Annotated in this window: 27 protein-coding genes, 1 pseudogene and 1 riboswitch; of the genes and pseudogenes, 10 read left to right on the forward strand and 18 right to left on the reverse strand. The window is 40.0% G+C overall.

What is annotated here, in order from left to right; genetic code table 11:
- The first annotated feature begins 30 nt into the window (after positions 1-30).
- A complete protein-coding gene (locus RMB13_RS20015) occupies positions 31-492 on the forward strand; it encodes a DMT family transporter (protein ID WP_005037083.1) in 462 nt (153 codons plus the stop codon).
- 32 nt (positions 493-524) lie between these two features.
- Positions 525-1,871 carry a multidrug efflux MATE transporter AbeM gene (gene abeM / locus RMB13_RS20020; protein ID WP_003654676.1) on the forward strand — a complete coding sequence of 449 codons (1,347 nt, stop codon included), beginning with the start codon at positions 525-527 and terminating at the stop codon, positions 1,869-1,871.
- 35 nt (positions 1,872-1,906) lie between these two features.
- Here abeM and RMB13_RS20025 read toward each other — a convergent pair whose 3' ends face one another.
- A complete protein-coding gene (locus RMB13_RS20025; protein WP_004640946.1) occupies positions 1,907-3,157 on the reverse strand; it encodes an acyl-CoA dehydrogenase family protein in 1,251 nt (416 codons plus the stop codon).
- A 32-nt stretch (positions 3,158-3,189) separates the two neighbouring features.
- Positions 3,190-4,437 carry an SfnB family sulfur acquisition oxidoreductase gene (locus tag RMB13_RS20030; protein ID WP_133747567.1) on the reverse strand — a complete coding sequence of 416 codons (1,248 nt, stop codon included), beginning with the start codon at positions 4,435-4,437 and terminating at the stop codon, positions 3,190-3,192.
- A 256-nt stretch (positions 4,438-4,693) separates the two neighbouring features.
- On the opposite strand from RMB13_RS20030, the gene RMB13_RS20035 reads away from it, so the two are divergent.
- The 3 genes from RMB13_RS20035 (at position 4,694) to RMB13_RS20045 (ending at position 6,930) form a co-directional block, all read left to right on the forward strand.
- Positions 4,694-5,992, forward strand: a complete 1,299-nt coding sequence (locus tag RMB13_RS20035) for an AarF/ABC1/UbiB kinase family protein (protein ID WP_004640943.1) — start codon at positions 4,694-4,696, stop codon at positions 5,990-5,992.
- 99 nt (positions 5,993-6,091) lie between these two features.
- Positions 6,092-6,346 (forward strand): type B 50S ribosomal protein L31, encoded by a 255-nt coding sequence (locus RMB13_RS20040; RefSeq protein ID WP_003654672.1) that lies wholly within the window; start codon positions 6,092-6,094, stop codon positions 6,344-6,346.
- A 251-nt stretch (positions 6,347-6,597) separates the two neighbouring features.
- Positions 6,598-6,930, forward strand: a complete 333-nt coding sequence (locus RMB13_RS20045; RefSeq protein WP_016144213.1) for a HopJ type III effector protein — start codon at positions 6,598-6,600, stop codon at positions 6,928-6,930.
- Positions 6,931-7,088: 158 nt separating this feature from the next.
- Here the strand turns inward: RMB13_RS20045 and RMB13_RS21885 are convergent.
- From RMB13_RS21885 to RMB13_RS20070, 5 genes and pseudogenes are all read right to left on the reverse strand, one after another.
- Positions 7,089-7,184, reverse strand: a pseudogene (locus RMB13_RS21885) (hypothetical protein); the annotation flags it as partial.
- A gap of 219 nt (positions 7,185-7,403) precedes the next feature.
- Positions 7,404-7,784, reverse strand: a complete 381-nt coding sequence (gene crcB / locus RMB13_RS20055) for a fluoride efflux transporter CrcB (RefSeq protein ID WP_005037095.1) — start codon at positions 7,782-7,784, stop codon at positions 7,404-7,406.
- 124 nt (positions 7,785-7,908) lie between these two features.
- A riboswitch (Fluoride riboswitch) is annotated at positions 7,909-7,975 on the reverse strand.
- 45 nt (positions 7,976-8,020) lie between these two features.
- Positions 8,021-8,431: a GFA family protein gene (locus RMB13_RS20060; protein ID WP_198496466.1), complete on the reverse strand. Its 411-nt coding sequence runs from the start codon at positions 8,429-8,431 to the stop codon at positions 8,021-8,023.
- A gap of 78 nt (positions 8,432-8,509) precedes the next feature.
- Positions 8,510-9,715, reverse strand: coding sequence for a TIGR03862 family flavoprotein (locus RMB13_RS20065; RefSeq protein ID WP_311086158.1), 1,206 nt, complete (start codon positions 9,713-9,715; stop codon positions 8,510-8,512).
- The gene (locus RMB13_RS20070; protein ID WP_080632429.1) at positions 9,705-10,343 is read right to left on the reverse strand and encodes an SAM-dependent methyltransferase; all 639 of its coding nucleotides are present in this window, start codon (positions 10,341-10,343) and stop codon (positions 9,705-9,707) included. Before RMB13_RS20070 ends, RMB13_RS20065 begins: the two co-directional genes overlap by 11 nt.
- A gap of 87 nt (positions 10,344-10,430) precedes the next feature.
- Between RMB13_RS20070 and RMB13_RS20075 the strand changes: the two genes are divergently transcribed.
- A complete protein-coding gene (locus RMB13_RS20075) occupies positions 10,431-10,625 on the forward strand; it encodes a DNA gyrase inhibitor YacG (protein ID WP_003654666.1) in 195 nt (64 codons plus the stop codon).
- Here the strand turns inward: RMB13_RS20075 and RMB13_RS20080 are convergent.
- The 5 genes from RMB13_RS20080 to RMB13_RS20100 form a co-directional block, all read right to left on the reverse strand.
- A complete protein-coding gene (locus RMB13_RS20080; protein WP_004640931.1) occupies positions 10,622-11,266 on the reverse strand; it encodes an MBL fold metallo-hydrolase in 645 nt (214 codons plus the stop codon). The two genes, RMB13_RS20075 and RMB13_RS20080, sit on opposite strands and share 4 nt — an antisense overlap.
- A gap of 23 nt (positions 11,267-11,289) precedes the next feature.
- The gene (gene hemH, locus RMB13_RS20085) at positions 11,290-12,306 is read right to left on the reverse strand and encodes a ferrochelatase (RefSeq protein WP_311086159.1); all 1,017 of its coding nucleotides are present in this window, start codon (positions 12,304-12,306) and stop codon (positions 11,290-11,292) included.
- A 73-nt stretch (positions 12,307-12,379) separates the two neighbouring features.
- A complete protein-coding gene (locus RMB13_RS20090) occupies positions 12,380-13,384 on the reverse strand; it encodes a DUF4062 domain-containing protein (RefSeq protein WP_311086160.1) in 1,005 nt (334 codons plus the stop codon).
- Between the two features lie 117 nt (positions 13,385-13,501).
- A complete protein-coding gene (murI, locus tag RMB13_RS20095) occupies positions 13,502-14,368 on the reverse strand; it encodes a glutamate racemase (protein WP_004640924.1) in 867 nt (288 codons plus the stop codon).
- A gap of 46 nt (positions 14,369-14,414) precedes the next feature.
- Positions 14,415-15,026, reverse strand: coding sequence for a DUF1285 domain-containing protein (locus RMB13_RS20100; protein ID WP_311086161.1), 612 nt, complete (start codon positions 15,024-15,026; stop codon positions 14,415-14,417).
- 186 nt (positions 15,027-15,212) lie between these two features.
- Here RMB13_RS20100 and RMB13_RS20105 point away from each other — a divergent pair, with 186 nt between their 5' ends.
- Positions 15,213-16,925, forward strand: coding sequence for an electron transfer flavoprotein-ubiquinone oxidoreductase (locus tag RMB13_RS20105; RefSeq protein WP_005037110.1), 1,713 nt, complete (start codon positions 15,213-15,215; stop codon positions 16,923-16,925).
- Between the two features lie 156 nt (positions 16,926-17,081).
- Here the strand turns inward: RMB13_RS20105 and RMB13_RS20110 are convergent, their stop codons facing one another.
- The gene (locus RMB13_RS20110) at positions 17,082-17,462 is read right to left on the reverse strand and encodes a hypothetical protein (protein WP_281836719.1); all 381 of its coding nucleotides are present in this window, start codon (positions 17,460-17,462) and stop codon (positions 17,082-17,084) included.
- 132 nt (positions 17,463-17,594) lie between these two features.
- Entirely contained in the window at positions 17,595-17,852 is a 258-nt protein-coding gene (gene tusA / locus RMB13_RS20115; protein WP_005037115.1) for a sulfurtransferase TusA, read from the reverse strand.
- Positions 17,853-18,037: 185 nt separating this feature from the next.
- On the opposite strand from tusA, the gene RMB13_RS20120 reads away from it, so the two are divergent.
- Together RMB13_RS20120 and lnt are read left to right on the forward strand one after the other, a co-directional pair.
- Complete coding sequence (locus RMB13_RS20120) at positions 18,038-18,877, forward strand: HlyC/CorC family transporter (protein WP_107880656.1); 840 nt, start codon at positions 18,038-18,040, stop codon at positions 18,875-18,877.
- Positions 18,874-20,433: an apolipoprotein N-acyltransferase gene (lnt, locus tag RMB13_RS20125; RefSeq protein WP_281836722.1), complete on the forward strand. Its 1,560-nt coding sequence runs from the start codon at positions 18,874-18,876 to the stop codon at positions 20,431-20,433. Before RMB13_RS20120 ends, lnt begins: the two co-directional genes overlap by 4 nt.
- 1 nt (position 20,434) lies before the next feature.
- On the opposite strand, the gene RMB13_RS20130 is transcribed toward lnt, so the two are convergent.
- A complete protein-coding gene (locus RMB13_RS20130) occupies positions 20,435-20,773 on the reverse strand; it encodes a tRNA-binding protein (RefSeq protein WP_032030925.1) in 339 nt (112 codons plus the stop codon).
- A gap of 243 nt (positions 20,774-21,016) precedes the next feature.
- Between RMB13_RS20130 and RMB13_RS20135 the strand changes: the two genes are divergently transcribed.
- The gene (locus tag RMB13_RS20135; protein ID WP_311086162.1) at positions 21,017-21,280 is read left to right on the forward strand and encodes a DUF2798 domain-containing protein; all 264 of its coding nucleotides are present in this window, start codon (positions 21,017-21,019) and stop codon (positions 21,278-21,280) included.
- 64 nt (positions 21,281-21,344) lie between these two features.
- On the opposite strand, the gene RMB13_RS20140 is transcribed toward RMB13_RS20135, so the two are convergent.
- The 3 genes from RMB13_RS20140 to gspF form a co-directional block, all read right to left on the reverse strand.
- Positions 21,345-21,689 (reverse strand): hypothetical protein, encoded by a 345-nt coding sequence (locus tag RMB13_RS20140; RefSeq protein ID WP_003654643.1) that lies wholly within the window; start codon positions 21,687-21,689, stop codon positions 21,345-21,347.
- A gap of 268 nt (positions 21,690-21,957) precedes the next feature.
- Positions 21,958-22,542: a type II secretion system major pseudopilin GspG gene (gene gspG, locus RMB13_RS20145; RefSeq protein ID WP_311086163.1), complete on the reverse strand. Its 585-nt coding sequence runs from the start codon at positions 22,540-22,542 to the stop codon at positions 21,958-21,960.
- Positions 22,543-22,565: 23 nt separating this feature from the next.
- A complete protein-coding gene (gene gspF, locus RMB13_RS20150) occupies positions 22,566-23,771 on the reverse strand; it encodes a type II secretion system inner membrane protein GspF (RefSeq protein ID WP_311086164.1) in 1,206 nt (401 codons plus the stop codon).
- Positions 23,772-23,869: the final 98 nt, after the last annotated feature.

Genomic DNA, 23,869 nt, shown 5'->3' on the forward strand with positions numbered 1-23,869 from the left:
GTTTTTAAAGATACTTAAATACTGATAAAAATGATGAAATTTTCTAGCCAATTTTTCCTATTTTTGCCCTTAGCTCTGGGAATCGGCATTGCCATGGCTTTTCAAACTGCCATCAATACCCAACTCAGAGAACAGTTGCACACCCCTTTACAAGCAGCCCTCTTATCCTTTTTAGTAGGAACTATTGTTTTAGCAATCATGGTTTTCTTTCAAAGTGCCGAGAAGCCAACTTTAAGTGAAATATCAAATATTCCATGGATTCTATGGACTGGGGGATTCCTTGGGGTTTATGCAATTAGCATGAGCATTTATACTGCACCTAAACTTGGTTTTTTAACCTTTTCAGGTTTAGTCATTTTTGGGCAATTGCTCATTTCAATGTTGCTTGACCATTTTGGTTGGTTAGGTACAGAAAAGACACCTGTTACATGGCAACGGTTTCTTGGTGGAGTCATCATCTTTGTCGGTGTGCTACTCACTTTGCAGCGTTAGCTTCATTTTTATATTTATAAAGAGTACCTTTTGTGTCGAATGTCACATCTTTTCGGTCTGAACTAAAACAACTCTTCCACTTAATGCTACCGATTTTAATTACCCAGTTTGCTCAAGCAGGATTCGGGTTAATTGACACTATTATGGCTGGGCATTTATCTGCAACCGATTTAGCAGCAATTGCTGTAGGGGTCGGTTTATGGGTTCCAATCATGCTCCTGTTCAGCGGCATTATGATTGCAACTACACCCTTGGTAGCCGAAGCAAAAGGCGCAAGAAATACAGAGCAGATCCCTGTCGTTGTTCGTCAGTCATTATGGGTTGCCGTCATTTTAGGTGTACTGGCAATGCTCATTTTGCAGCTTATGCCGTTTTTCTTGCATGTGTTCGGTGTACCAGAGAGCTTACGACCTAAAGCAAGTCTATTCTTGCATGCAATTGGTTTGGGTATGCCAGCTGTGACCATGTACGCAGCACTACGTGGCTATTCAGAGGCATTAGGCCATCCACGCCCTGTCACAGCTATTAGCATGTTAGCTTTAGTTGTATTGATCCCTCTTAACATGATTTTTATGCATGGATTAGGACCAATACCTGCATTAGGTAGCGCGGGCTGTGGTTTTGCAACATCCATTTTACAGTGGCTAATGCTGATTACTTTAGCTGGCTATATTTATAAAGCCTCAGCTTATCGAAACACGTCTATTTTTGGCCGATTTGATAAAATTAATATGGCTTGGGTTAAAAGAATTTTACAGCTTGGTCTACCAATCGGTTTAGCTGTGTTCTTTGAGATTAGTATTTTTAGTACAGGTGCATTGGTCCTTAGCCCGCTTGGTGAAGTGTTTATTGCTGCACACCAAGTCGCAATTTCCGTTACCTCTGTGCTGTTTATGATTCCGCTTTCACTAGCCATTGCCTTAACCATCCGTGTCGGTACTTATTATGGTGAAAAGAACTGGGCTGCAATGTATCAGGTACAAAAGATTGGTCTGAGCACAGCAATCTTTTTTGCCATATTAACCATGACTTTTATTGCTCTAGGCCGTGAACAAATTATCTCGATTTATACTCAAGACTTAACCGTAGCTCCTGTTGCGATGTATTTACTCTGGTTTGCAATGGCATATCAGTTGATGGATGCGTTACAAGTAAGTGCCGCAGGCTGTTTAAGAGGTATGCAAGATACTCAAGCACCAATGTGGATTACGCTCATGGCATATTGGGTGATTGCTTTTCCTATTGGGCTTTATTTAGCTCGCTATACCCATTGGGGCGTAGCTGGTGTATGGCTAGGCTTAATTATTGGTTTAAGCATTGCCTGTGTCTTATTACTTTCGCGGTTGTACATCAACACCAAACGCTTAAGCCAAACCTAATAAAAAAGAGCCGATAAAATATCGGCTCTTTTACACTATGCAGATTTTGCCCGTGGGCTTGCTCCAATTTGCCAGACAAAAGGCAAATCAGTACGGTTCACTTCCCAATCACCAATCACTTTTTCTTTATAGATAAGAGGATTATGTGAAGACACTGTTCGCGCATTACGCCAGAAACGGTCGAGTTGCTTGACCTGACTACTTGCCGATGCGCCTAAAGCATTAAATAATTGGCTGGTTAAATCCAGTACCAAATTAGAAATCACCACCTGTCCTTGCGCCGATTCAAGCTCAGCATCTACATTAAACTGATGTTCTTTTACCTCTAACTCGCTAAAGTGACTTTCATAAGCCTTTTGTAATGCTTCTGCTGTTTTAATCGTAATTGCTAGACTCGCATAGGCTTGAGCAGAGGCTTTACCCACCACCTGTAAAACTTGTGGATCGTGGCGAACAAGGTCGCCATTACCATGACTAAAAATACGTTTCCGCTCCCGAATTTCTTGGCTAAAAGTTTCTACAGCTGCCTGCGCAATCCCGGTTAAGGTTGCAAGGTGTACGACCTGATAAAAAGCAGTCTGATATTTAAAACGCTGATCAAATGGAATGAGGTGCGAAGCTGGCAAATGAACCTGATGTACTTTTAAGGTGCCACTGCCCGTTGTCTTTTGACCAAAGCCATCCCAATCATCAATCACACTTACCCCTGTTTCATGGCGATAAATAGCAGCAATTACATGGCGGTCATTCACTTCATCATAAGCAAATAGGTCTATCCAGTCTGCAAAGATACTTCCAGTTGAATAATACTTTTCACCATTCACCACCAAGTTGCCCGAAGCATCTTTGGTTACTCGTGTAACGACGTCACCTATCTGTACATTTCCAACTTCGGTCCATGCGTTCCCGACCAAATCACCTTGTACAAAACGCTGAAACCAAACTTCCTGCGAATGCTCTTTATGGGCAACTAAACGGTCTTCAACAAAAGCGAAGTGTCCACGCAAAGCTTGCACAATATTCGAGTCTGCTTGTGCTAGCTCTGCTAAAAGCTGGAAAAGTTGCGGTAATGACACCCCATCTCCACCATACTTAACAGGTACACGTACCGCACCTAGTTTGAGTTCTTTTAACCACTGAATCGGTTCAAAAGGTAAGATTCGTTCTTTTTCTCGTTGAATTGCGCCTTGTGCAATTTTTTCAAAAACTGGACGAAATCTGCTTGCTACCTTTTCATAATCAGCGCCTACGGACAGTTCTTCTAATTCAATTTGAGTAATCGTCATCTTTATTCTCCTAATCTTATTTTTTCTTCAATTTAGCTCCATGCATGACGGGGCGGATGGATGCCATTGAGGTAATAATTACCGACAATGTGATATTTCCAGCGCACCGGATCATGCAAGGTATGGGTACGTGCATTACGCCAATGGCGATCCAGATTAAGCTCAGACAAAGTGGAGCGCGTTCCCGACAATTCAAAAAGCTTATTGGCAGCTAAAATCGCAACTTCAGTGGTGAGTACTTTTGCTTCGGCAACCAGTAAGGTGGCTTGGTTTACATGTTCTTCAGTCGTGTCGGCAATTGCTTGATCAATCGCATCTCCTGCCAAATCCAATACGGCTTCTGCTGCACGCAGTTTTATTTTTAAATCGCCAATGTTTGCAATTGTGTAAGGATCATCACTGGCTTTTTCTAGACCTGAATCAACCCATGCGCGGCTATGATTTTTGACATAGTGAATTGTTTCTTCAATTGCACCACGTGCAATACCTGCATCGACAGCAGCTTGAATAAATTGTGAAATTGCTCCCGCAGGTGTTGGTCGCTCGAAAGCCTGATAAATCGGAACTAAATATTCTTCACGTACTGGAACTTGATTAAGTTCAACAGTGCCACTGGCCGTAGTTCTTTGCCCGAAACCAGACCAGTCATTAATAATATTCACCCCTGACGTTTCCCGAGGGACTAGTGCTGCATAAGGCTGCCCCTGTTCATTCACCGCGACAATCGGAATCCAATGTGCAAGTAATGCGCCTGTTGCAAAGAACTTCTTGCCATTAATTTCATAACCGTGCTCGGTCTTTCTCAATGTTGTAGTGAGGTCAGCAACCGTTTTACTATGTTTTTCCGAAAAGGCATTTCCAAAACGAATACCTCTCAACACTAAATTAAAGAAAAACTGTTGTTGTTCTGGGCCTGCATCAAGACGTAAATGTTCAATAAAAGCCAAATGATTTTGAGGAAGCTGCGCAAGGGATGGATCAACACTCGCAATTGTTTTGATGACCTCAGCCAAAGTTCGATATTTGACTTGTGCACCACCAAACTGCTTAGGAACTGTAATGGCCCATAAGCCACTTTGTGAGAACTGTTGAATTTCATTTAAGGGTAAACGGCGCTCTCTGTCTCGCTCTGATGCCTCTTGTGCAAACTCTTGGGCAAGTTGTTTTGCAACCTCAATTGCCTCTTCATCAGAGCGAATAATATGCGCATCTTTCGACTGCTCAAATACAGATAAAGGAACCGCTTGAGATCGTCCATGGGCCGAATTTAAACTTGTCATCGCTTTTGTTATCTCTATATTTATTTAACCTGTCATTCACATTAGCACTAAAAAAATAGAGACTTTATAGATATTAAAGCTTTGTTTATGAAATGGATTTTCACAAGCTTTTCATATTTTTTACTATAAAAATAACATTTTGTTTTTCGAAAATTTTCTTACATGAGATAAACAATTTCGTATAGGCTTTTTAAGCTTTGTCACCTATGATCAAAACTAAGCAATATTATGTTGTAGTCAATGAGGTATCGAAGATATGGCAAAGAATGCAAGTTCACCAGGCAAACGTTTTATGAAACTTGCAGGAATGACCGCGAGCATTGCAACGAAAACCGTTTCTAACTCGATTCGAAACTTGACCGCAGATGAAGAGCAAAAGCTGGCTTCAAAAACCAAATTATTTCAGGATATTGGTTTGCAAATTGCCGACACCTTAGGAGAAATGAAAGGTGCCGTCATGAAAGTCGGGCAAATTGCTTCGCAATATAAAGATATCTTCCCACCCGAAGTCGCTAAAGCAATTTCAAAGTTACAACGCCAAGCCCCAGCCATGCCTTTTGCCGCGATTCAACAGCAAATTGAACGAGAGCTTGGGAAACCGCTTAATGTGGCTTTTAAATCTTTTGATAGTGAACCTTTTGCTGCTGCATCGATTGGGCAAGTTCACAAAGCTACTCTGCCTAGTGGCGAACAAGTCGTGGTTAAAGTGCAATATCCGGGTGTTGATGAAGCCTGTGAAAGTGACTTAAAACAAGTACGTTTAGCCCTTCGCTTAATGGGTGTACTTAAAATTGATAAAAAGTTGCAGGATCAGCTTTTTGCAGAAATTCAGGATAGCCTTTCAGCAGAACTCAATTATGAAATTGAAGCTCAAAATCTTGAGGTCTTTAAAACATTCCATAGTCAGTTAGATGACAAAATTATCATTCCCACTGTTTATAAAGATTACTCTTCAAGACGTATTTTGACCCTAAGCCTCGAACAAGGTGACAGCATTGAAACTGCAAGTTCTTGGCCGCTCGAAATTCGAAATACAATTGGAAACCGCCTAATACGTGCTTTAGGTCAGGAAATGTTCTTTTTAAAACGTTTTCACTGTGACCCTCACCCTGGAAATTTCGCTTTCCGCCAAGACGGCAGTGTAATTATTTATGACTATGGCAGTGTTAAAACACTTTCAAATGAAATCGTTCAGCACTTCAAGCGTTTGGTGAATGCAGCTCGCCATGAAAATATTGATCTGATTGAAACAGAGCTACTCGAACTACATTCCCTTGCTGAAAAAGGCAAGTTCCCAAGTGATCTGTATAAGCTATGGATTGAAGTGTTATTACGCCCGCTTAATACCACTTATGATTTTGCCGAGAACTCATCACATCATGATGGCATGTTGCTTGTGAAAAAATCTTTAAAGTATTGGGATGTCTTTAAACCTTCACCAGATACGCTGATGGTCAATAGAACAATTTCAGGACACTACTGGAACCTGATTCACTTAAAAGTACATGACAATCTCAGTGATTTATTTGAAGAACTGGTCCCGCCATCTAGCTAATTAAATTTTGAGTCAGTGTGACCTTTAGGGGGTACATTGACTTTTTAATTGTTATGTTATAACATTTCTTTAATCAAAAATAATTTAGGACAATCTCTCATGCGTAAAGATATTCATCCTGCTTATCAACAAGTGTTATTTCATGATACCAATGCAGATGTGTACTTCTTAATTGGCAGTACTCTCCAGACGAAACAAACTAAAGAATATCAAGGTCAAGTCTATCCTTATGTCACCCTTGATATTTCAAGTGCATCACACCCTTTCTATACAGGTGAAGTACGTCAAGCAAGTAACGAAGGCCGTGTTGCAAGCTTTAATAAACGTTTCGCTCGCTTTAATCGTAAGAGTTAATCTTACGTTAAGGTTTGATCAATACACTTAAATCATTGGAAGCCTAAGACTATCTCCTCCACTTAGGCTTCTTTTTTTATGTCCGTTTTTTCGATCTTTTTATGTTGTGTATAAAAGAGAACTTATCCACAACTTATTTAAAAACTATCCTTATTTTTTCCACAACTCGTCAATTTTTTGTATTCTCCAAGCTTTCAAAGCTTCTATTCGATGCTATGCTTAAACCCTCATTTGATAGGAAGTTTAAGATAATGGCACAAGAGTTACTTGCCCAATTACAAGCAGGCACAGCAAAATTTTCAGACGTTTTAGCTCATATTGAAGCACGCTACCAACATACTCCAACAGCTTTTCAAAATGGCGCACAGCATAACGCTGCTACTGAAAATCAAGGCAGTGCAAAAGTTTTCTCTTTTGCCAAATTACAAGGTTTAGACCAAGCACAAACTTTAAGTTTATTTGCAGAACACTATGCATCTGTATTAGCTACACCAGAGGGAACTGACCATCAAAATATTCGTCAATTTATGCAAAATGGTTGGGATGGTGTGAAGTTTGAAGGTCAGGCTTTAGCTGAAAAATAATAAGCTTTATTAGCTAATGCCTCAAATCATAGGATTGTCACAACAGAGTTTTTTCAGTTAGATTTTATACCTAGATTAGCCTTCGGCTCGACCTACTTTTCTTTTGGGAAAAGTAGGCAAAACCATTTTCATCAACAGAACCTGTTATCTGTTTGCACTTATCCAATATTTTGCAAAAACAATATATCTCTGATTTCAGTCAGGCTGTTGATGACTTTAACGCGTATCAAATCAAAGAATAAATCAGATAATTTTCTTTTTATAATTTAAATAATAATTAGTCATTTACTATCGTGACAAGCGGCAAGGATGCCGCTGTTTCGCTGCGCTATAAGGATGTAGCATCAGCGAAACAAAAGATTTTTGCTTACTTTTGATCTTTCAAAAGTAAGGTATGCCTATACAAATAGTGCTTGAGAATAACGTAAAACAGAGGCCGTGCCATATATATCGTGCCTTAAACATCTGAATAATCAGTTTCCAGCTACCCAATAATAAGTCGCTAACCCTAAACACGTAAAAATTAACGACCCAATTAAATGAATAGAAATCCCCAACATCGCCATTCCCAATTTACCACTTTGCAACAAAGTGACGATTTCAATCGAGAATGTTGAAAAAGTGGTTAAAGCACCACAAAAACCAGTAATCACAAAAAGTTTATAGTTTGGACTTAAGTCACTATGAGCAAAGTAGGCTATCGCAAAACCAATAATAAACCCACCCACTAAATTAACAGTGACGGTACCTAATGGAATTTGCGGATAGATCGGATTGAGTTTTAAGCCTAGAAACCAACGTAACCACGCCCCTAGAACGGAGCCTAAAGCAATTGAAATTAGAGAGTAATACATAGGACCACCCCTTTAGATAGACGCTAAAAGAGTAAAAAAGCATGAAGGTAAATGTGACATGGCGTACTCCAAAAATAAGCAAAGTACGCAATAACCTACGTACCCAGCGATATAAATACATGAGGGTAACGTAGGCATCATTAGCCAATACGGCGGTTTTTCAAGGGAAGAATGCCATCTCCCTATTTTGATTATATTAGTCCATCTAAAAGTTGATTGAAATATACTTTTTTAAATCATGGACGTTCAGCATACTGCGGCAAATCATCCAGAATACAATCCCACTCTGCTTTTGAAGCAGCAAAAAGATGTAATGTCGGTTTTTGATCTAATAGTGTATCCAGAGTACCAATTCTTAAACGATAGAGTTCAGGCTGTCCATCACGCGAGCTAATCAAAGGTGAACCACATTCACTACAGAACCAACGATACACACCTTCCACAGCAAATTTTTTGACTAATTCTTCGCCTTGGGTAATTTTAAAATCTGCACTTTTAATAGGAGCATTCGTGGCAAATGCTGTTCCATTGGCTTTTCGGCATCGTTGGCAGTGACACTGAATAATATCCCCGATATCGCCTTTAATTTCATAGCGAATACCTTGGCATAAACAACTTCCCTGATAGACTGGTGATGCTTGAGACATGTGATCGCAACTCCTATTATTATTGATCGCTCAAAAATAACACTTTTCACCTATCAAACATAGCGCCAAATGAAGCACTTATCGCTCCAAGAATGAACGCACACCCTCTCCCGCGGCTCGCCCTGTGGCAAAGCATGCTGTAAGCAAATAACCACCTGTAGGTGCATCCCAATCTAGCATTTCACCGCAGCAAAACACCCCTGATATTTCTTTGAGATTTAAACTTTCGGACAGTGCTTCTTGCTTAATGCCTCCCGCACAACTAATCGCTTCTTCAATGGGTCTAAAGCCCTCTAACTTGATTTGAAGTGCTTTGATTTGCTGAGCCATGGCATCTGGTTGGTTCCATAATGCTTTATCAACCACTTCTCTGATTAAGTTAATCTTGGCTGTGTCTAAGCCTGCTTTACGCCAGATATTAGTCAGAGATTGTTTCTTACCACCCTGTAATTTTTTAACTAATAGCGGCATTTCTACATCAGGCAATAAATCTAAAAATAGATTTAAGCTTTGCCCTTGTTTTTGCTGTTCTCGTAAGGCACGCCCGAGTTTATAAATAACCCCACTTTCTAAACCATAGTGAGTAATCACAATATCACCATGTGTAATTTGGCTAGGATCGACCCATGCATGGACGCGTTTTAAGGGTTCACCAAAACAACTTTCCATAAAAGTAGACCAAACATGCAAGACCCCTGCATTGCTTGGCTGGAAAGGCTCAATATTAGATTGATGAATCCATTGCTGCCATGCACCATCACTACCTAATTGTGACCACGACACAGCCCCACATGCCAATACCACAGCATCATATTGCTGGGTAAAAGTTTCAGTGTTTTGATTATTCTGATTTTGCAAAGTCACTGTTGTACCTTGCAAATCAATACAACGATGACGATAAAAGAATTTAACCTGCTGTTCTGCCAAGCGTTTTAGCCAAGCACGTAATAGAGGTGCAGCTTTCATTTCGACAGGAAAAATACGACCAGAGCTGCCCACATAAGACTCAATTCCAAGACTTTTCATCCAGTCTTGAATCCAGACGGCATCCCAATTTTCAATCCAAGGTTTTAGCCATTCTGAACGGTCGTAACGCTCAATAAACTGTGCTAATGGTTCAGCGTGTGAGATATTTAACCCTGTTTTACCCGCCATAAGAAACTTACGCGCAGCAGATGGTTTTTGTTCATATACATCAATATCATAAGCATATTGGGTTAATACTTCAGCAGCCATAAGACCTGCTGGGCCTGCCCCAATAATGGCAACCCGCTTATTCGCCATGTGTTTGCCCTTGCAGCGGCGCAAACTCATCAAAACGTGTGCTGTAGCCTTCAGGCTTGGTCATAATGAGTTGCTGACAAAGCTCGCCACGTTCCAAATACTTAATTTCAAAATGAGTACGTGCAGAGGTTTGGGCAATTTTTTCTTTTTGATAAGGCAGCTTCCACACATGAATTAACTGCTGTTCTGCTTCTTCAATATATTCAGGAATATTACTTGCCAATGTAATGGTTCCACCTGTTTGCAAGCGTGAGATTAAGAACTCAAAAAATGGCATATTCAACCAGCGCTGTGCCGGATTATGTGGTTCTGGGTTTGGATAGAGTATAAAGAAATGTTCAACTTGAGCAGGGTGTAAAGCGTGTACAACCCAAGGTAAAGCATCTGCATGTACAGGTACCAAATTATCTCTTGGTTCCAAACCATGCTGTTTTTGCATTGCCAAGAATTTTTCTCGGGTTCGTTCAATTGCATATAACGTATGCTGTGGCTGTTGGCCGCTAAAGAGCAAAGCATGTTTACCCTTGCCAGCACCAATTTCAACACAAATCGGTGTATTTTTAATTGGGGTAAAATCACGAGGCGCTTGCATACGTTGTGCTTGAAATTGACGAATCGGCATAATCACATCAAACTAAATAAAAATCGGCATAAGTCTAACAAGTCACCTGACTTTTGCCTAATCTATTTCTCTTCACTTTGAGGATATCGCTATATGCCACGTACATTTCCCTGCCCACGTTGTGGTGGACCAAGTGTTTGGGAAGGTAATGAGTTTCGTCCGTTTTGCTCAGAACGCTGTAAATTAATTGATTTAGGCGCTTGGGCAAACGATGAATATAAATTGCCTACCCAAGATGCTCCTCAGCAAAACAAGGGTAGTCAAAATGAAGATGATTATGAGGATTAACCTGCTTTACCAGCGACAAAAGGGTTAAATTGTTTTTCATAGCCAATGGTACTCATCGGACCATGTCCAGAAATAAACTGAGTATCATCTGGCAAACTAAAACATTCACGTTTAATCGATTCAATTAACTGATCATGATTGCCACGCGGGAAGTCTGTTCGTCCAATCGAACCTTTAAACAGAACATCACCCGTCCAAAGTAACCCATGGTTTTTATTATAGAAAACAACATGTCCTGGTGTATGCCCCGGTGCAAAGCGCACCTCAAACTCATCTTCACCAAGTTTTAGCACTTCGCCACCTTCAAGCCATTGATCGACTTTAACAGGCTGCGGAATTGGGAAACCATACCGTGCTGAAACTTCCTGAATCATGTCTAACCAGAACTGATCTTCTTTATGTGGACCAATAACTGGAACGCTCCATTCTTTAGCAAGCTCACCCACCGCTCCAGCATGATCTAAATGCCCATGAGTCAGCCACAGGGCCTTCACTTTTAGACCTAAAGCTTCAACTTCTTTTTTCAAAACAGCAGCGTCACCACCAGCATCAATCAAAACCGCTTCTTTCGTTTCACTGTCCCAAATGATGGAACAATTTTGGGCAAATGCAGTAACTGGAACAATTTTGACTTGCAGCATAAAAACCTCTGGCTAAAACACAATTAACGGTGGGCTAAGGTATGGGTAAGGGCATCAAGATTAGCCTGAACTAAACCTGCAAGCAAATCAATATGAGCCTGATCGCTATTTAAAGCTGGAATATAAGCATAGTTACCACCACCTGCTTGTTGAAATAGTTCAGCATTTTGAATCGCTAATTCTTCAAGCGTTTCTAGACAATCGGCAGAAAAAGCTGGGCTTAATACCTGAACAGACTTAACGCCTTGCTTCGCCCAATCTTGTAGCAGCTGGTCTGTATAAGGTTTCACCCATTCTTGTTTCCCAAAACGTGACTGGAAGCTAATCGCCCATTCATCATCTTTTAAATGTAAGGCTTCAGCGACTAACTTTGCTGTGATGCGACAACGGTCTGCGTAAGGGTCACCTTTGTCTGCATATGGCTGTGGAATTCCATGAAATGACATCAATAGTTTTTCAGGTTTGCCATGCTGCTCTTGGTAGGCTAAAACGCTTTCTGCCAATGCCTGAATAAACATGGGATGCTGATAATAGTCTTTAATAATCGTCAGCCCGGGCAAATTCCGCTGTTTAGGAATCCAATTGGCAAACGCGTCGTATAACGGCGCTGTAGATGTCGCTGAATACTGAGGAAACAAAGGCAATAAAATGACATGCTCTTGCGGGTTAGCCGCCAATTTTTCTAAAACTGCATCAATCCCCGGATTTCCATAGGTCATTGCGGGTACCACAGTTAAATCAAACTGTTTATTTTCCTGCTGTAGATAAGCCTGCACACGTTGAGTTTGCTCAAACACAATTTCACGCATTGGCGAATCTGCGGACCATACTGAAGCATAGGCATGCGCCACTCTTTTCGGGCGAAAAGGCAAAACAAACAGATTTAAAATTATCCACCAGATCAGTTTCGGTATTTCAATCACGCGTGAATCAGATAAAAACTGTTTTAAAAAACGGCGCACCGCAGGCACAGTCGCCTCATCTGGTGTGCCTAAATTCGCTAAAATGACAGTAACTTTCGGTTTTTGTTCAAACGACATGTGTAAATGCCTTTCAGTTCATCTTATGACACTAATGTAACAGTTTTCATTGTCATATATAAATTGAATCGCTCTAAGCTTTTAATCGAACGCCCCGATGATTCCATTTATAGCTCAGCAATATCTTTTGAGCTTTAGTGGTTAGTTTCCATAGGCCATATGATTGTTCAGTCTGGGTTGGAACAATCCAGCCTTGTGATTGCATTTGATTTTTAATTCGAAACAGTGCCTTGTGATTAATCTGTGCACAGGCCACCGCATGTGCTCGTGGTAATTCCTGACGAGCATCTTCTAAGCCAGCCTGATTTAAATATTCATTCAGACAAATTCCAAAATTCTCTTCTGGCACCGCTGTTTCAAAGCGCTTTGCCAGCACGCTTAACAATTGAGACCACGTCATTTGCCGCTGACGTTTAAGTTCTTTAAAGTTGCCATCCTGAAATGCTTGAATCTGATATTCAAATGCAAAAATATCTTGCGGTGCAACTTCGTTTAACTGTATTGATGGCTCTATTACTCGCTGTTCTAACTGCAAAATTTTACTTCTTAACAGCCTAATTTCATCTTGTAACTGTTGAGCTTGATGAGCAGGAACCCAACCTTGTCCCATATGTTGCTCAACCATTAAAGGGATATTTAAACGGACAGCCAACTCCAGTTCACGTGGGGTTTTAAAGTAAAAAATATGCTCTGCTTCGTGTAATAACTTTTTTCTAAATGCGAGAAATTTATCTTTAAGTTGTGGATGTGTTTCTTGTAAATCTATTTCACGGTTTTCAGGCTGTTCATGCATGAACACAATAATAGGTTTCGCCTGACTTAATGCATATTCATATTCTAAAGACAGATAACTCACACCAGAAATCGATTGTTCTCCATACTGACTTCCTAGAAGTAAGATTACATAATCACATTCATCAATCTGTCGACGTGCAAGTGTAGTGGTTAAAGGTGTTCGATGCTCTAATCCCCAAGCAAAGAAACCCATCCCCACCAAGGTTTGAGACAAAACCATTCGCTCTGGCTGCATATCGCGGCCAGACGTTGAAATAAAAATCTGATAGCGTGTATCGAGCATAACAATACCCTTTCGCCCCATGACCTGTACTTGACTTAATATCAGCCAAGATCATGAACCGCCCCAAATAAAATAATAAATCTAAAAAACACTATTTTCTAAATGATATCAAAAAGATCAGTTCAGATTATGAAGTGTCCAAGTTAACTCTTGTGGAATCATATGTTGTAAAACAGGTTGCAGTGCCTCGGCATTATTTCCGCTGACATAACATTCAATACGTGCAACATTCTGACCTATTTGGTCACATAATAACGCATTTTTTATTAAAATACGGGCTGTTTGTCGGGCTACTGCTAATCCCGAATCAACCAGTGTGAATTGGTTATCAAAAAGATGATGAATTGCTTCATTTAAGAAAGGATAATGAGTACAACCGAGCACTAAATAGTCTGCACCTTGCTCAGCGGCAGGCTGTAAAACCTCTTTTAATGCATTTAAACATGCCTCCCCCATTTGCTGCCCTGCTTCCACACAAGGAACAAGTTCGAGATTGGTTAAAGTCATCACTTTAACACCTGCTGGAACAGCAAACTTTTCAACAACATCTTTAATGAGTTGTCCACGAAAAGTAGCAGGTGTCGCCAATACAGCAACCACTTTAGAGCGTGTTTGTAATACGGCAGGTTTTAATGCTGGAACTAACCCAACAATTGGAAAGTGTTCACCATAATGCTCGCGTAAATGGTCAAGACTAAATGCTGAGGCGGTATTGCATGCTACAACCGCAATTTTGCAACCCTGACGATATAACCAGTCAACAGCACGCGCCGTGAGTTCCCTAATTTCGTCATCGGAACGTGGGCCATAAGGAACGTAGGCAGTATCGGCATAATATACAATACGTTCGTTTGGCAAATATCTGGCAATTTCTGCTGCAACTGACATTCCCCCAATTCCCGAATCAAAAATACCAATTGGAGCATCTGCTGATGCGTTAGGCATAGGTTCTAGATCGGTAAATAGAGGTTGTATGGCTGTCATGGCTGTACTGAAGTGTCGGAAATTTTCACTTCCTAAAGCTTAAACCTCAAGTGCCTAATTGCAAGAGCAAATTACCACTTTTTAACTCTAAAATGGTTTCACCATTATCATTTTCGATGAGTGTTCCATAGTTCACTAAATGATAAAAAGACTGACGTTGAATAAGGGCGTTAATTCCAAAACGCACATGCACATAAGGACGCAATTTCCCGTCATATTCACGCATAAAAATTGGATGTTCAGCATCGACCAAAATCACATCTTGATTCGTCGTGGTCAGTTGTAAAAACTGATCACCTGAAATTTCAACTTGATCTACCTGATTGACTAATAAAGGTTCATCTTCGACCTCAATTTCAATTTGTTCTACGGGGGTTTTCAGGTAGAATTTACCGTCTTCTTTCCATAGGACTTTGGTAAATAGATCTAATAGGGCTTGGCGCTTAATCAATTGACCTTCGTGCCACCATTCTCCATTGGCTTTAACCGTCAAATCCATTTTGCCGCAATGCTTTGGATGCCACTGCTCTAAAGGTGGAATTGACCTTTTGTGACTTTGCTGTACACCTTTTAAGTATTGTGCAATGTTCATTAAGTTTTTATCATCAGATAACGGTATTTTTCCCATATCCGATGGGGAATTATTTTGATTTACCATAGTTTATGCCTTGCTGACGAAAAAATATGACGACTCAGCCAATTGGCTAGATCATGGTTTAAAACTATACTAGCCAAAACGATAAAAGGCACAATAGCATATTTGCGCCTATGGATTAAAACACTCACGGCAGCACCGAATTTCTGAATATGACGGTTGCCACCTTTAAGTATTGAGGAGTCCTACATGGAACACATCGAACGTGAATCGATGGAGTTTGACGTTGTCATCGTAGGTGCAGGACCTGCAGGTCTATCTGCTGCGATTAAGATCCGTCAATTAGCGATTGAAAATAACTTACCCGATCTTTCTGTTTGTGTAGTTGAAAAAGGCTCTGAAGTAGGTGCGCATATCTTGTCTGGTGCTGTGCTTGAGCCACGTGCCATCAACGAACTTTTCCCGAACTGGAAGGAAGAAGGTGCGCCTTTAAACGTACCTGTAACTGAAGATAAAACTTTCTTCTTGTTATCAGACACCACATCTAAAGAAGTGCCTCACTGGATGGTTCCTAAAACCATGCATAACGATGGCAACTATGTTATCTCTTTAGGTAACGTGGTTCGCTGGTTAGGCCAAAAAGCTGAAGAATTAGAAGTATCTATCTTCCCTGGCTTTGCTGCATCTGAAGTGCTTTACCACGAAGACGGTACTGTAAAAGGTATTCAAACTGGTGACATGGGTATTGGTAAAGATGGCGAACCAACGCATAACTTTACACCAGGCTATGAACTTCACGCTAAATACACCCTCTTTGCTGAAGGTTGCCGTGGTCATTTAGGTAAACGCCTGATTGCTAAATATAACCTCGATAAAAATGTTGATCCTCAGCACTATGGTATCGGGATTAAAGAGCTTTGGGAAATTGACCCTGCGAAACATAAACCGGGCTTAGTCATGCACGGTGCAGGCTGGCCATTGGCTGAAACAGCTTCTTCTGGTGGCTGGTGGTTATACCACGCTGAAAATAACCAAGTAACTTTGGGCATGATCGTGGACTTGTCTTATGAAAATCCACACATGTATCCATTTATGGAAATGCAGCGCTGGAAAACTCACCCACTGATTAAACAGTTTTTAGAAGGTGGGAAGCGTATTTCTTACGGTGCACGTGCCGTAGTGAAAGGCGGTTTTAACTCATTGCCTAAATTGACTTTCCCGGGCGGTTGCTTAATTGGTGATGACGCAGGTTTCTTAAACTTTGCAAAAATCAAAGGCTCTCACACTGCCATGAAATCAGGCATGTTATGCGGTGAGGCTGTATTTGAAGCGATTGCTGCGGGTGTAGAAAAAGGCGGTGACCTTGCGATTGCACGTGTTACCGAAGGCGAAGATTTATTTACTAAAGAATTAACGTCATACACTGACAAATTTAACAACAGCTGGTTAAAAGAAGAGCTTTACAACTCTCGTAACTTTGGTCCAGCAATGCATAAATTCGGTCAGTGGATTGGTGGTGCATTTAACTTTATCGACCAGAATGTCTTTAAAGTTCCATTTACTTTGCATGACTTGAAGCAAGACTTCGCTGCATTGAAAACGGTTGATGCAACCAGCTTCAAGCCAAACTATCCAAAACCAGATGGCAAGTTGACTTTTGACCGCTTATCTTCTGTGTTTATTTCAAACACGGTTCATGAAGAAAACCAGCCAGCTCACTTGAAGCTGACTGATGCTTCAATTCCAGTGAATGTGAACTTACCGAAATGGGATGAGCCTGCACAGCGCTACTGCCCAGCTGGTGTTTACGAAATCATGGAAGATAATGATGGTTCTAAACGCTTCCAGATTAACGCAGCGAACTGTGTTCACTGTAAGACCTGTGATATTAAAGACCCATCTCAAAACATCACATGGGTAACGCCTGAAGGTGGTGGTGGTCCAAACTATCCAAACATGTAATAGAACAGCCACCTTCTCTGCAAAAGCATAGCTTTTGCACTTGCGGCAGGACAAAGCACTGCTTTGTTCTTCCTGCCTCAGGTGGTGGTGGTCCAAACTATCCGAACATGTAATACAAAAAGCCCCGATTATTCGGGGCTTCTTATTGGAATTCGCTTATTGAAAAGGCGGTATTTTTGCTACGTTTAAATTAAGGTTCTTTTTATAAAAAATAAATGTGCCTAATAAAAATAGGCCAAGAAAACCAAAGTTTCGAGCTAAATCGAAGTACCAAACCGATTTACCAAGTAATAAATCAAGAATTAACATGAACCCCATAAACCTTGTATGCAAAATCAGACTCATCTTTATCTTTGGTTCGGGAGCAAAAGATGTATTTCTATAACCCAATAGAATTGAGCCAAAAATAATAATAGTAACTAAAATAATGGTGGCAAGAGTTTCAGATAACCAAGCGGTTTCTAGATTTAATAAACCAGCAATAGAGAAAAACCAAAGACAAATAAATAAGCTTCGTTTCACAAAATAATCATTCATTTTTATACGTCATTTATATACATCATTTTATAAATTATATAACGATTCTTATTTGTGAAAAATTATCATTTCAAATTAAATTTGAATTATTAATGGCTTCTAACAGTCGTTATTAGAAGCCTTATTATTCTACTACCCTTTCTTCACCAAATAATGAAATTCTTTATGACCATTTTCATCTAAGCGTTCTTCTTGCAAAAGCAACTCATGGCCTAAATGCATACAAAATTTAGGAATATCCCACGAAGTCGAATTGTCTGTTGCGAAGACTTCAACCACATCGCCAGATTTAGATTTGCGGATGGCTTGATGCAACATCATGACAGGTTCAGGACAACGTAAACCACGTGTATTAATTTGGACAGTAGGTGAAATGGATTGTTCCGACATGACAAACTCGAACAAATAGAATTTTCACATTTTAGCATAAACAAATTACTGACCTGTTAACTGTAACTGGCTTTTACATAACAATATGCGTTTTGTCTTTTAGCTGGTTTTATAGATGCATATGCATCTTTTCTTCGGTATGATTCAAAGTATTCATTTGATAGATTGAGTCTTTAGGAAAGATCATGCAAGAGGAACCAAGTCCATCGTGGGGAATGCGAGGCTTACGTAAATGGTTAGGTACAGCACCAGAAACCCGTGATGAATTATTAAAATTAGTCCAAAATTCACGCCGCTTTTTAGAACCAGATACTGTTGCCATGCTTGAAGGTGTTCTTGACCTTCCTGCTACAAAAATTCGTGAAGTCATGACACCACGTACAGCAATGATCAGTTTGCAAGAAAATGATCAGTTACTTGATATTCTTGATGTACTGGTCGAGTCTGCTCACTCACGCTTTCCAGTCTTCTCTTCTGATCAGCCTGATAATGTTGTCGGGATTTTGCTCGCAAAAGATTTGTTGCCATTTCTAACTGAACCGAATACCAAAGTGGATATTCGAGTTCTGATGCGTCAACCTTTATTTGTTCCAGAAAGTGCGCGTTCCGATCAGGTACTACGCATGTTGAAACATACTCAGACTCACATTGCGATTGTGATTGATGAATATGGTTCAACGGCTGGTCTTGTTACGCTTGAAGATATTCTTGAAGAAATCGTTGGCGAAATCGAAGACGAACATGACACTGCTGATGAAGATGCTCAGTACATTGTTCCTGACAATGACCATACGGTAGCAAATGCATGGATGGTGCAAGCACTTACACCAATTGAACATTTCAATACTGTTTTAGATGCTGATTTTTCTGACGATGAAGTAGAAACTGTCGGCGGTTTATTGCTTCAAGAGATTGGTCTGGTAAGTGATTTACAAGGTCAAACTGTTGAGCTTGGAAATTGGTTATTTACAATTGTTGAAGCAGATGCCCGCACTATTCATCTGATTCGAGCTGTACGTCAATGAGAGCATACTTTGAAAAGTTGTTAGATTCTTCGCAACAACAAAAACAGCTTCCTTTAATTTTTCCTTTACTCATTGCTTTATTTTCAGGTGCCGTATTCAGTTTTTCACTGGCACCTTATTATTGGTGGTGGTTGGCAATATTATCTCCTGCCCTACTCTATGCATCATTACATAACCGCTCAGCCAAACAAGCTTTTGCTATTGGCTTGAGTTATGGCTTTGGTTTATGGTTTGTGGGAGCTTTCTGGCTCTACACGTCCATCCATGTATATGGCGATACCAATGCGTTTCTAAGCGTTTGTATGATTGCCATTATGGCCCTTGTGATGGGCCTGTTTACCGCATTCCAGACTTGGGTTTACCGACGTTTCTTCCCTGAAACACCACTGACTTTCGCACCACTCTGGATTGTTTTCGAGTGGGCAAAAACTTGGGTATTTACAGGTTTTCCATGGCTGTTTGTAGGTTACGCGTTTACCGAACGTTTACTCGATGGTTATGCGCCTCTATTCGGTATTTATGCAATTTCCTTTGTCGTCATTGTATTAGCCTGTGCTTTAGTTGAAGTTCTACGTAAGCGTATTTTCTGGGTTATCCCTTCTGCCCTGTTGGTTTTAGGTGCGTGGGGAGCATCATATATACAGTTTGTAAAACCTAAAGCTGCCAAGCCGCTTAGTGTTTCACTCATTCAAGGTAATATTCCACAAGATTTAAAATGGCTAACCGAATATCAAGTTAGAACATTAGAGATTTATGCTGGTTTGACTCAATCTGAATGGGGCCGTGACTTAATTGTATGGCCTGAATCTTCAATTCCACTCTTCCAAACCGATATCGAACCGTTTTTGGATGCAATGGATGCACAAGCTAAAAAGAACCACACTGCATGGGTAACCGGAATTCCTTACTGGGATGTTACCAAATCACATGAAGTCGGTAGCCCACTGTATTACAACAGTATTATGGCTTCTGGAAGCGATTCCAGTGGTCTATATAAAAAGCAACGTCTTGTTCCGTTTGGTGAATATATCCCTCTTTCAGGTTTACTCTCTTGGGTATTACCGGCCATGCAAAATGATATTAGCATGAGTGGTTTTACACGTGGCGAGAGGGACCAAAAACCACTTATGATTAAGGGGCACGCGCTTGCCGCTGCGATTTGTTATGAAGTGGCTTATCCAAACCTCACCCGACGTAATGCACAAGACAGCGACTTTTTAGTGACCGTATCTAATGACGCTTGGTTTACTGGCACTGCTGGACCATTGCAACATTTACAAATGGTACAAATGCGAGCTAAAGAAAATGGCCGCTGGTTTATCCGTGCAACCAATACGGGTGTAACTGCCTTTATTGATCAAAATGGTCATATCACTGAACAAGCACCGATCGACAAAGAGTTTGTTTTGAGAGGTGATTTACCAGCGATGCAAGGTCAGACCCTTTATAACCGTTTAGGTGATTATCCAATTTTAGGATTTGCAGTATTACTGCTAGTTTTAGGTTGGGTTTATCGTCCTCGTAAAGTTGACGTTTCTTTTAAATCCCGCCGCTAACTTACAATAACTTTGTACCCAGAGGTACTTCAAACTCTGGGATACAAAGTGCTACATCACCCTCTGCATTATGAAACCCTGTCACTAAACATTCTGACTGAATAGGTCCAATTTGTTTTTTGGGAAAATTCACTACAGCAACAACTAACTTACCAATCAAATCTTGTGGCTGATAGAGCTTTGTAATCTGTGCACTTGATTTACGTACACCCAATTCTTCACCAAAATCTACATGCAAAATATAAGCAGGTTTACGTGCCTTTTCAAAAACCTCGGCTTGAATAATTTTACCAACGCGAAGCTCTACTTTTAAAAAATCATTCCACTCGATTTGTTCCATTTACTTTTTCTCATGTTCTTAAACATCTGATTTGAAGCATATAATATGTACAAATAAAGAAATACCCTGTTTTTATTTGCAGCTTTCAAAATTCATGTTAAATTAAATCTGCTCATCAAAAAGCCGTAAACGTTTACGTCAATCAACGTGCCAACATACCTCCAACAATGCTTGGAGCTATTTGTTCAAAATATTTTTATATTTTTGAATGGCACTGGCGTTTGTTGGTTTACGGAGTCAAAAATGAAAAACTCAAAATCTTTGTTTAGTTTTAAAAAACTTCCAAATCGCTATACATCTATCGCTTTACCCTTTCTTCTATCGATCATTATGACGTTTGTGGTTTCAATGATTAGTACATTACGAAGTTTGGGATTAGAAGAATTTTCCATTTATGTATGGATGTCTGCATGGGCTATTTCTTGGTTAATTGCTTTCCCAACGCTACTTTTCATCCTGCCTATCGTTCGTAAAATTACAGCAATGCTAGTACAACAGCCTGCTTAAATTAAAAAATAAAACGTAGATATTCAGTCTACGTTTTATCTAAAAATTTGGTTTTAAAATATTATTAAAAAGCGATCGATAATTGCAAAGATAAATAAGCAACTAAACTCGATAGAAAGACCATTGGTACATAACGATAGGCTTTAAAAAGCAATTGCTCATATTTAGTGGATATTTGTTTAGCTTGCCAGACACTCGCTTTTAATGCAGTAAAGAAGCTCACCATTAACCATGCACTCACAATACTTAATGCGAAGAAACCAATCATAATTTGGCTACTTCCTTCGGTATTAAGCCATAGCTTTAAAAAAACTTCAGCAATCGGCAATAAACCCAAAATCAATAGGACAGACTTCAGCATTACCCAATGAAACTGAGTCAGTTCATCTACGATGAGAAATGCTTTCATTTAATCTCTCCTTTTAATGTAATAAAGTGCTTTTTATTTATTATGCAAAGCTTTTATTTAAATATATAGCTTATTTTTCTCTACATTTTAACTTTCTTGTAACTATTAAATATGGGAATAATTCTTATTATAAGTCTCAAATATAAATATTAACTTTATTTTATATTTTTCAAAAACTTACTATATTTTCATGATTAAGAAAGATTATCAATTCGTATTTATCAGTTTATCTTTTTAAACGAATTGATAATCTCCATTATATTTTCAATTAAGGTTGGTAATAAATATCTGCATCATTACCTTCACCGCCCTCTTTGCCGTCTGCACCAAACGAGTACAAATCAAAAGCTCGACCATCTGCACCTGGAATTACATATTGAACATCATTTTTCCAACTATCTTTAGGATAACCACCTTTAACATATCCACCCGGCATCCAGTTTTTTGCTGTAGCAGGCTGATTCACTAAAGCATCTAGTCCCCCTTCTTGCATTGTTGGGAAATGACCGTTATCGAGCTTGTACTGATCTAAAGCACCAGCTACACCTTTTAATGTAATTTGAGTGGTATCAATTTTAGCTTTTTCACTACGCCCCATGACATTTGGTACGATGAGCGCTGCTAACACGCCTAAAATTACAATCACAACCATAACTTCAATGAGGGTAAAGCCTGAGGCACGTTTCATTCGAACACCGTTCGAACGTGCCCCAAGTCCGAAAGCTACGCTTGAGGAGTAGTCATTTGATAAAGAGCTATGCTCGGAATGGCACGTTGGCTCAAACTGATTTGAAACCGCAGAATCACTGTATTGTTCCATCGCTGTTTCGCTTTGAATATTTTTTACTTTCATCATTATCTCTAATATCAAAGTTATTAAATCATATTGTTCATATTTACGATTGGCAGCATAACCGCGATTACAATAACCAGTACAATGCTTGCCATTAGAACCAGCATAAGCGGTTCAAGTAATGCCAGTAAGGTTGAAATAAATGTTGTAACCTCACGATCTTGCATGGTCGATGCTCGTTCTAACATGCGGTCGAGCTCACCTGATGCCTCACCACTTCGAATCATTTGTACCATCATTGGTGGGAAATAACCACTGCGCTCAAGCTGCGTACCCAAGTTACCACCTTCTGTAACACGCTCAGCCGCATGGGCAATTGAATCACGGATGACCCAGTTATTGGTCACTGCTGCACCAATTTTTAATGCGTCAACCAACGGCACGCCTGAACGGGTCAAAATAGATAAGGTACTTGCAAAGCGTGCAGAATTAATACCACGTGACAGTTTACCGAATAATGGCAATTTGAGTGTTAATCGATCAAAAGCATAATGTCCAGCTGTTGTTTTTAAAAACCGAACAAATGCGACAATTCCCACAACTGCAAAAATAATAATAAACACCCACGCATGACGAATAAAATCGCTCGCTTTCATTAAAGCGACCGTAATCCACGGTAGTGCATCTTTGTTCTGATCAAAGGTTTTAACAATTTCTGGCACAACAAAAGTCATTAAGCCCATCACAATAGCAAATGACATCAGCATTAAAATAATCGGGTAAATCATAGCCCCTTGAACTTTCTTTTGCATGGCAAAACGGTTTTCGGTGTAATCCGAGAGCTGATCTAAAATCAGATCTAAATGTCCAGAACGCTCACCTGCAGCAACTGTTGCAATATAGAGGTCCGGAAAACGTCCAGATTGCTGCATACCTTGAGCCAATGAGTGTCCTTCCATGACTCGCGAACGAACAGACGATAAAAGATTTTGCACATGCGCTTTTTCACTTTGCTTGCTCACCGCACGTAAAGCTTCTTCTAAAGGAATTGCGGCTGCAACCAAAACAGAAAGTTGTCTGGTCATGAGTGCCAAATCATAGGCACTGAACTTTTTTTGAAATAACCCCTGACTCTTATGTTTATCTTTTTGTTCAACAGGGTCAACGCTAATTGGTGTCCATGCTTTATCGCGTAATTGTTGGCGAATCTGGCGTGCTGAGTCTCCCTCAAGCACTCCTTTTTGCTGCTTCCCTGAAGCATCAATGGCAGTAAATTGATATGCAGGCATGGTAATGTTCTAATTTTCCAAAAATAATAGTCGCTGCTGTTGCATCTATGCTACGCAATCATTCATATTCATTCTATAGCCTGTGTAGAATACCCAAG

This window comes from Acinetobacter sp. V102_4, assembly GCF_031799005.1.
Taxonomy (GTDB): Bacteria; Pseudomonadota; Gammaproteobacteria; order Pseudomonadales; family Moraxellaceae; genus Acinetobacter; species Acinetobacter calcoaceticus.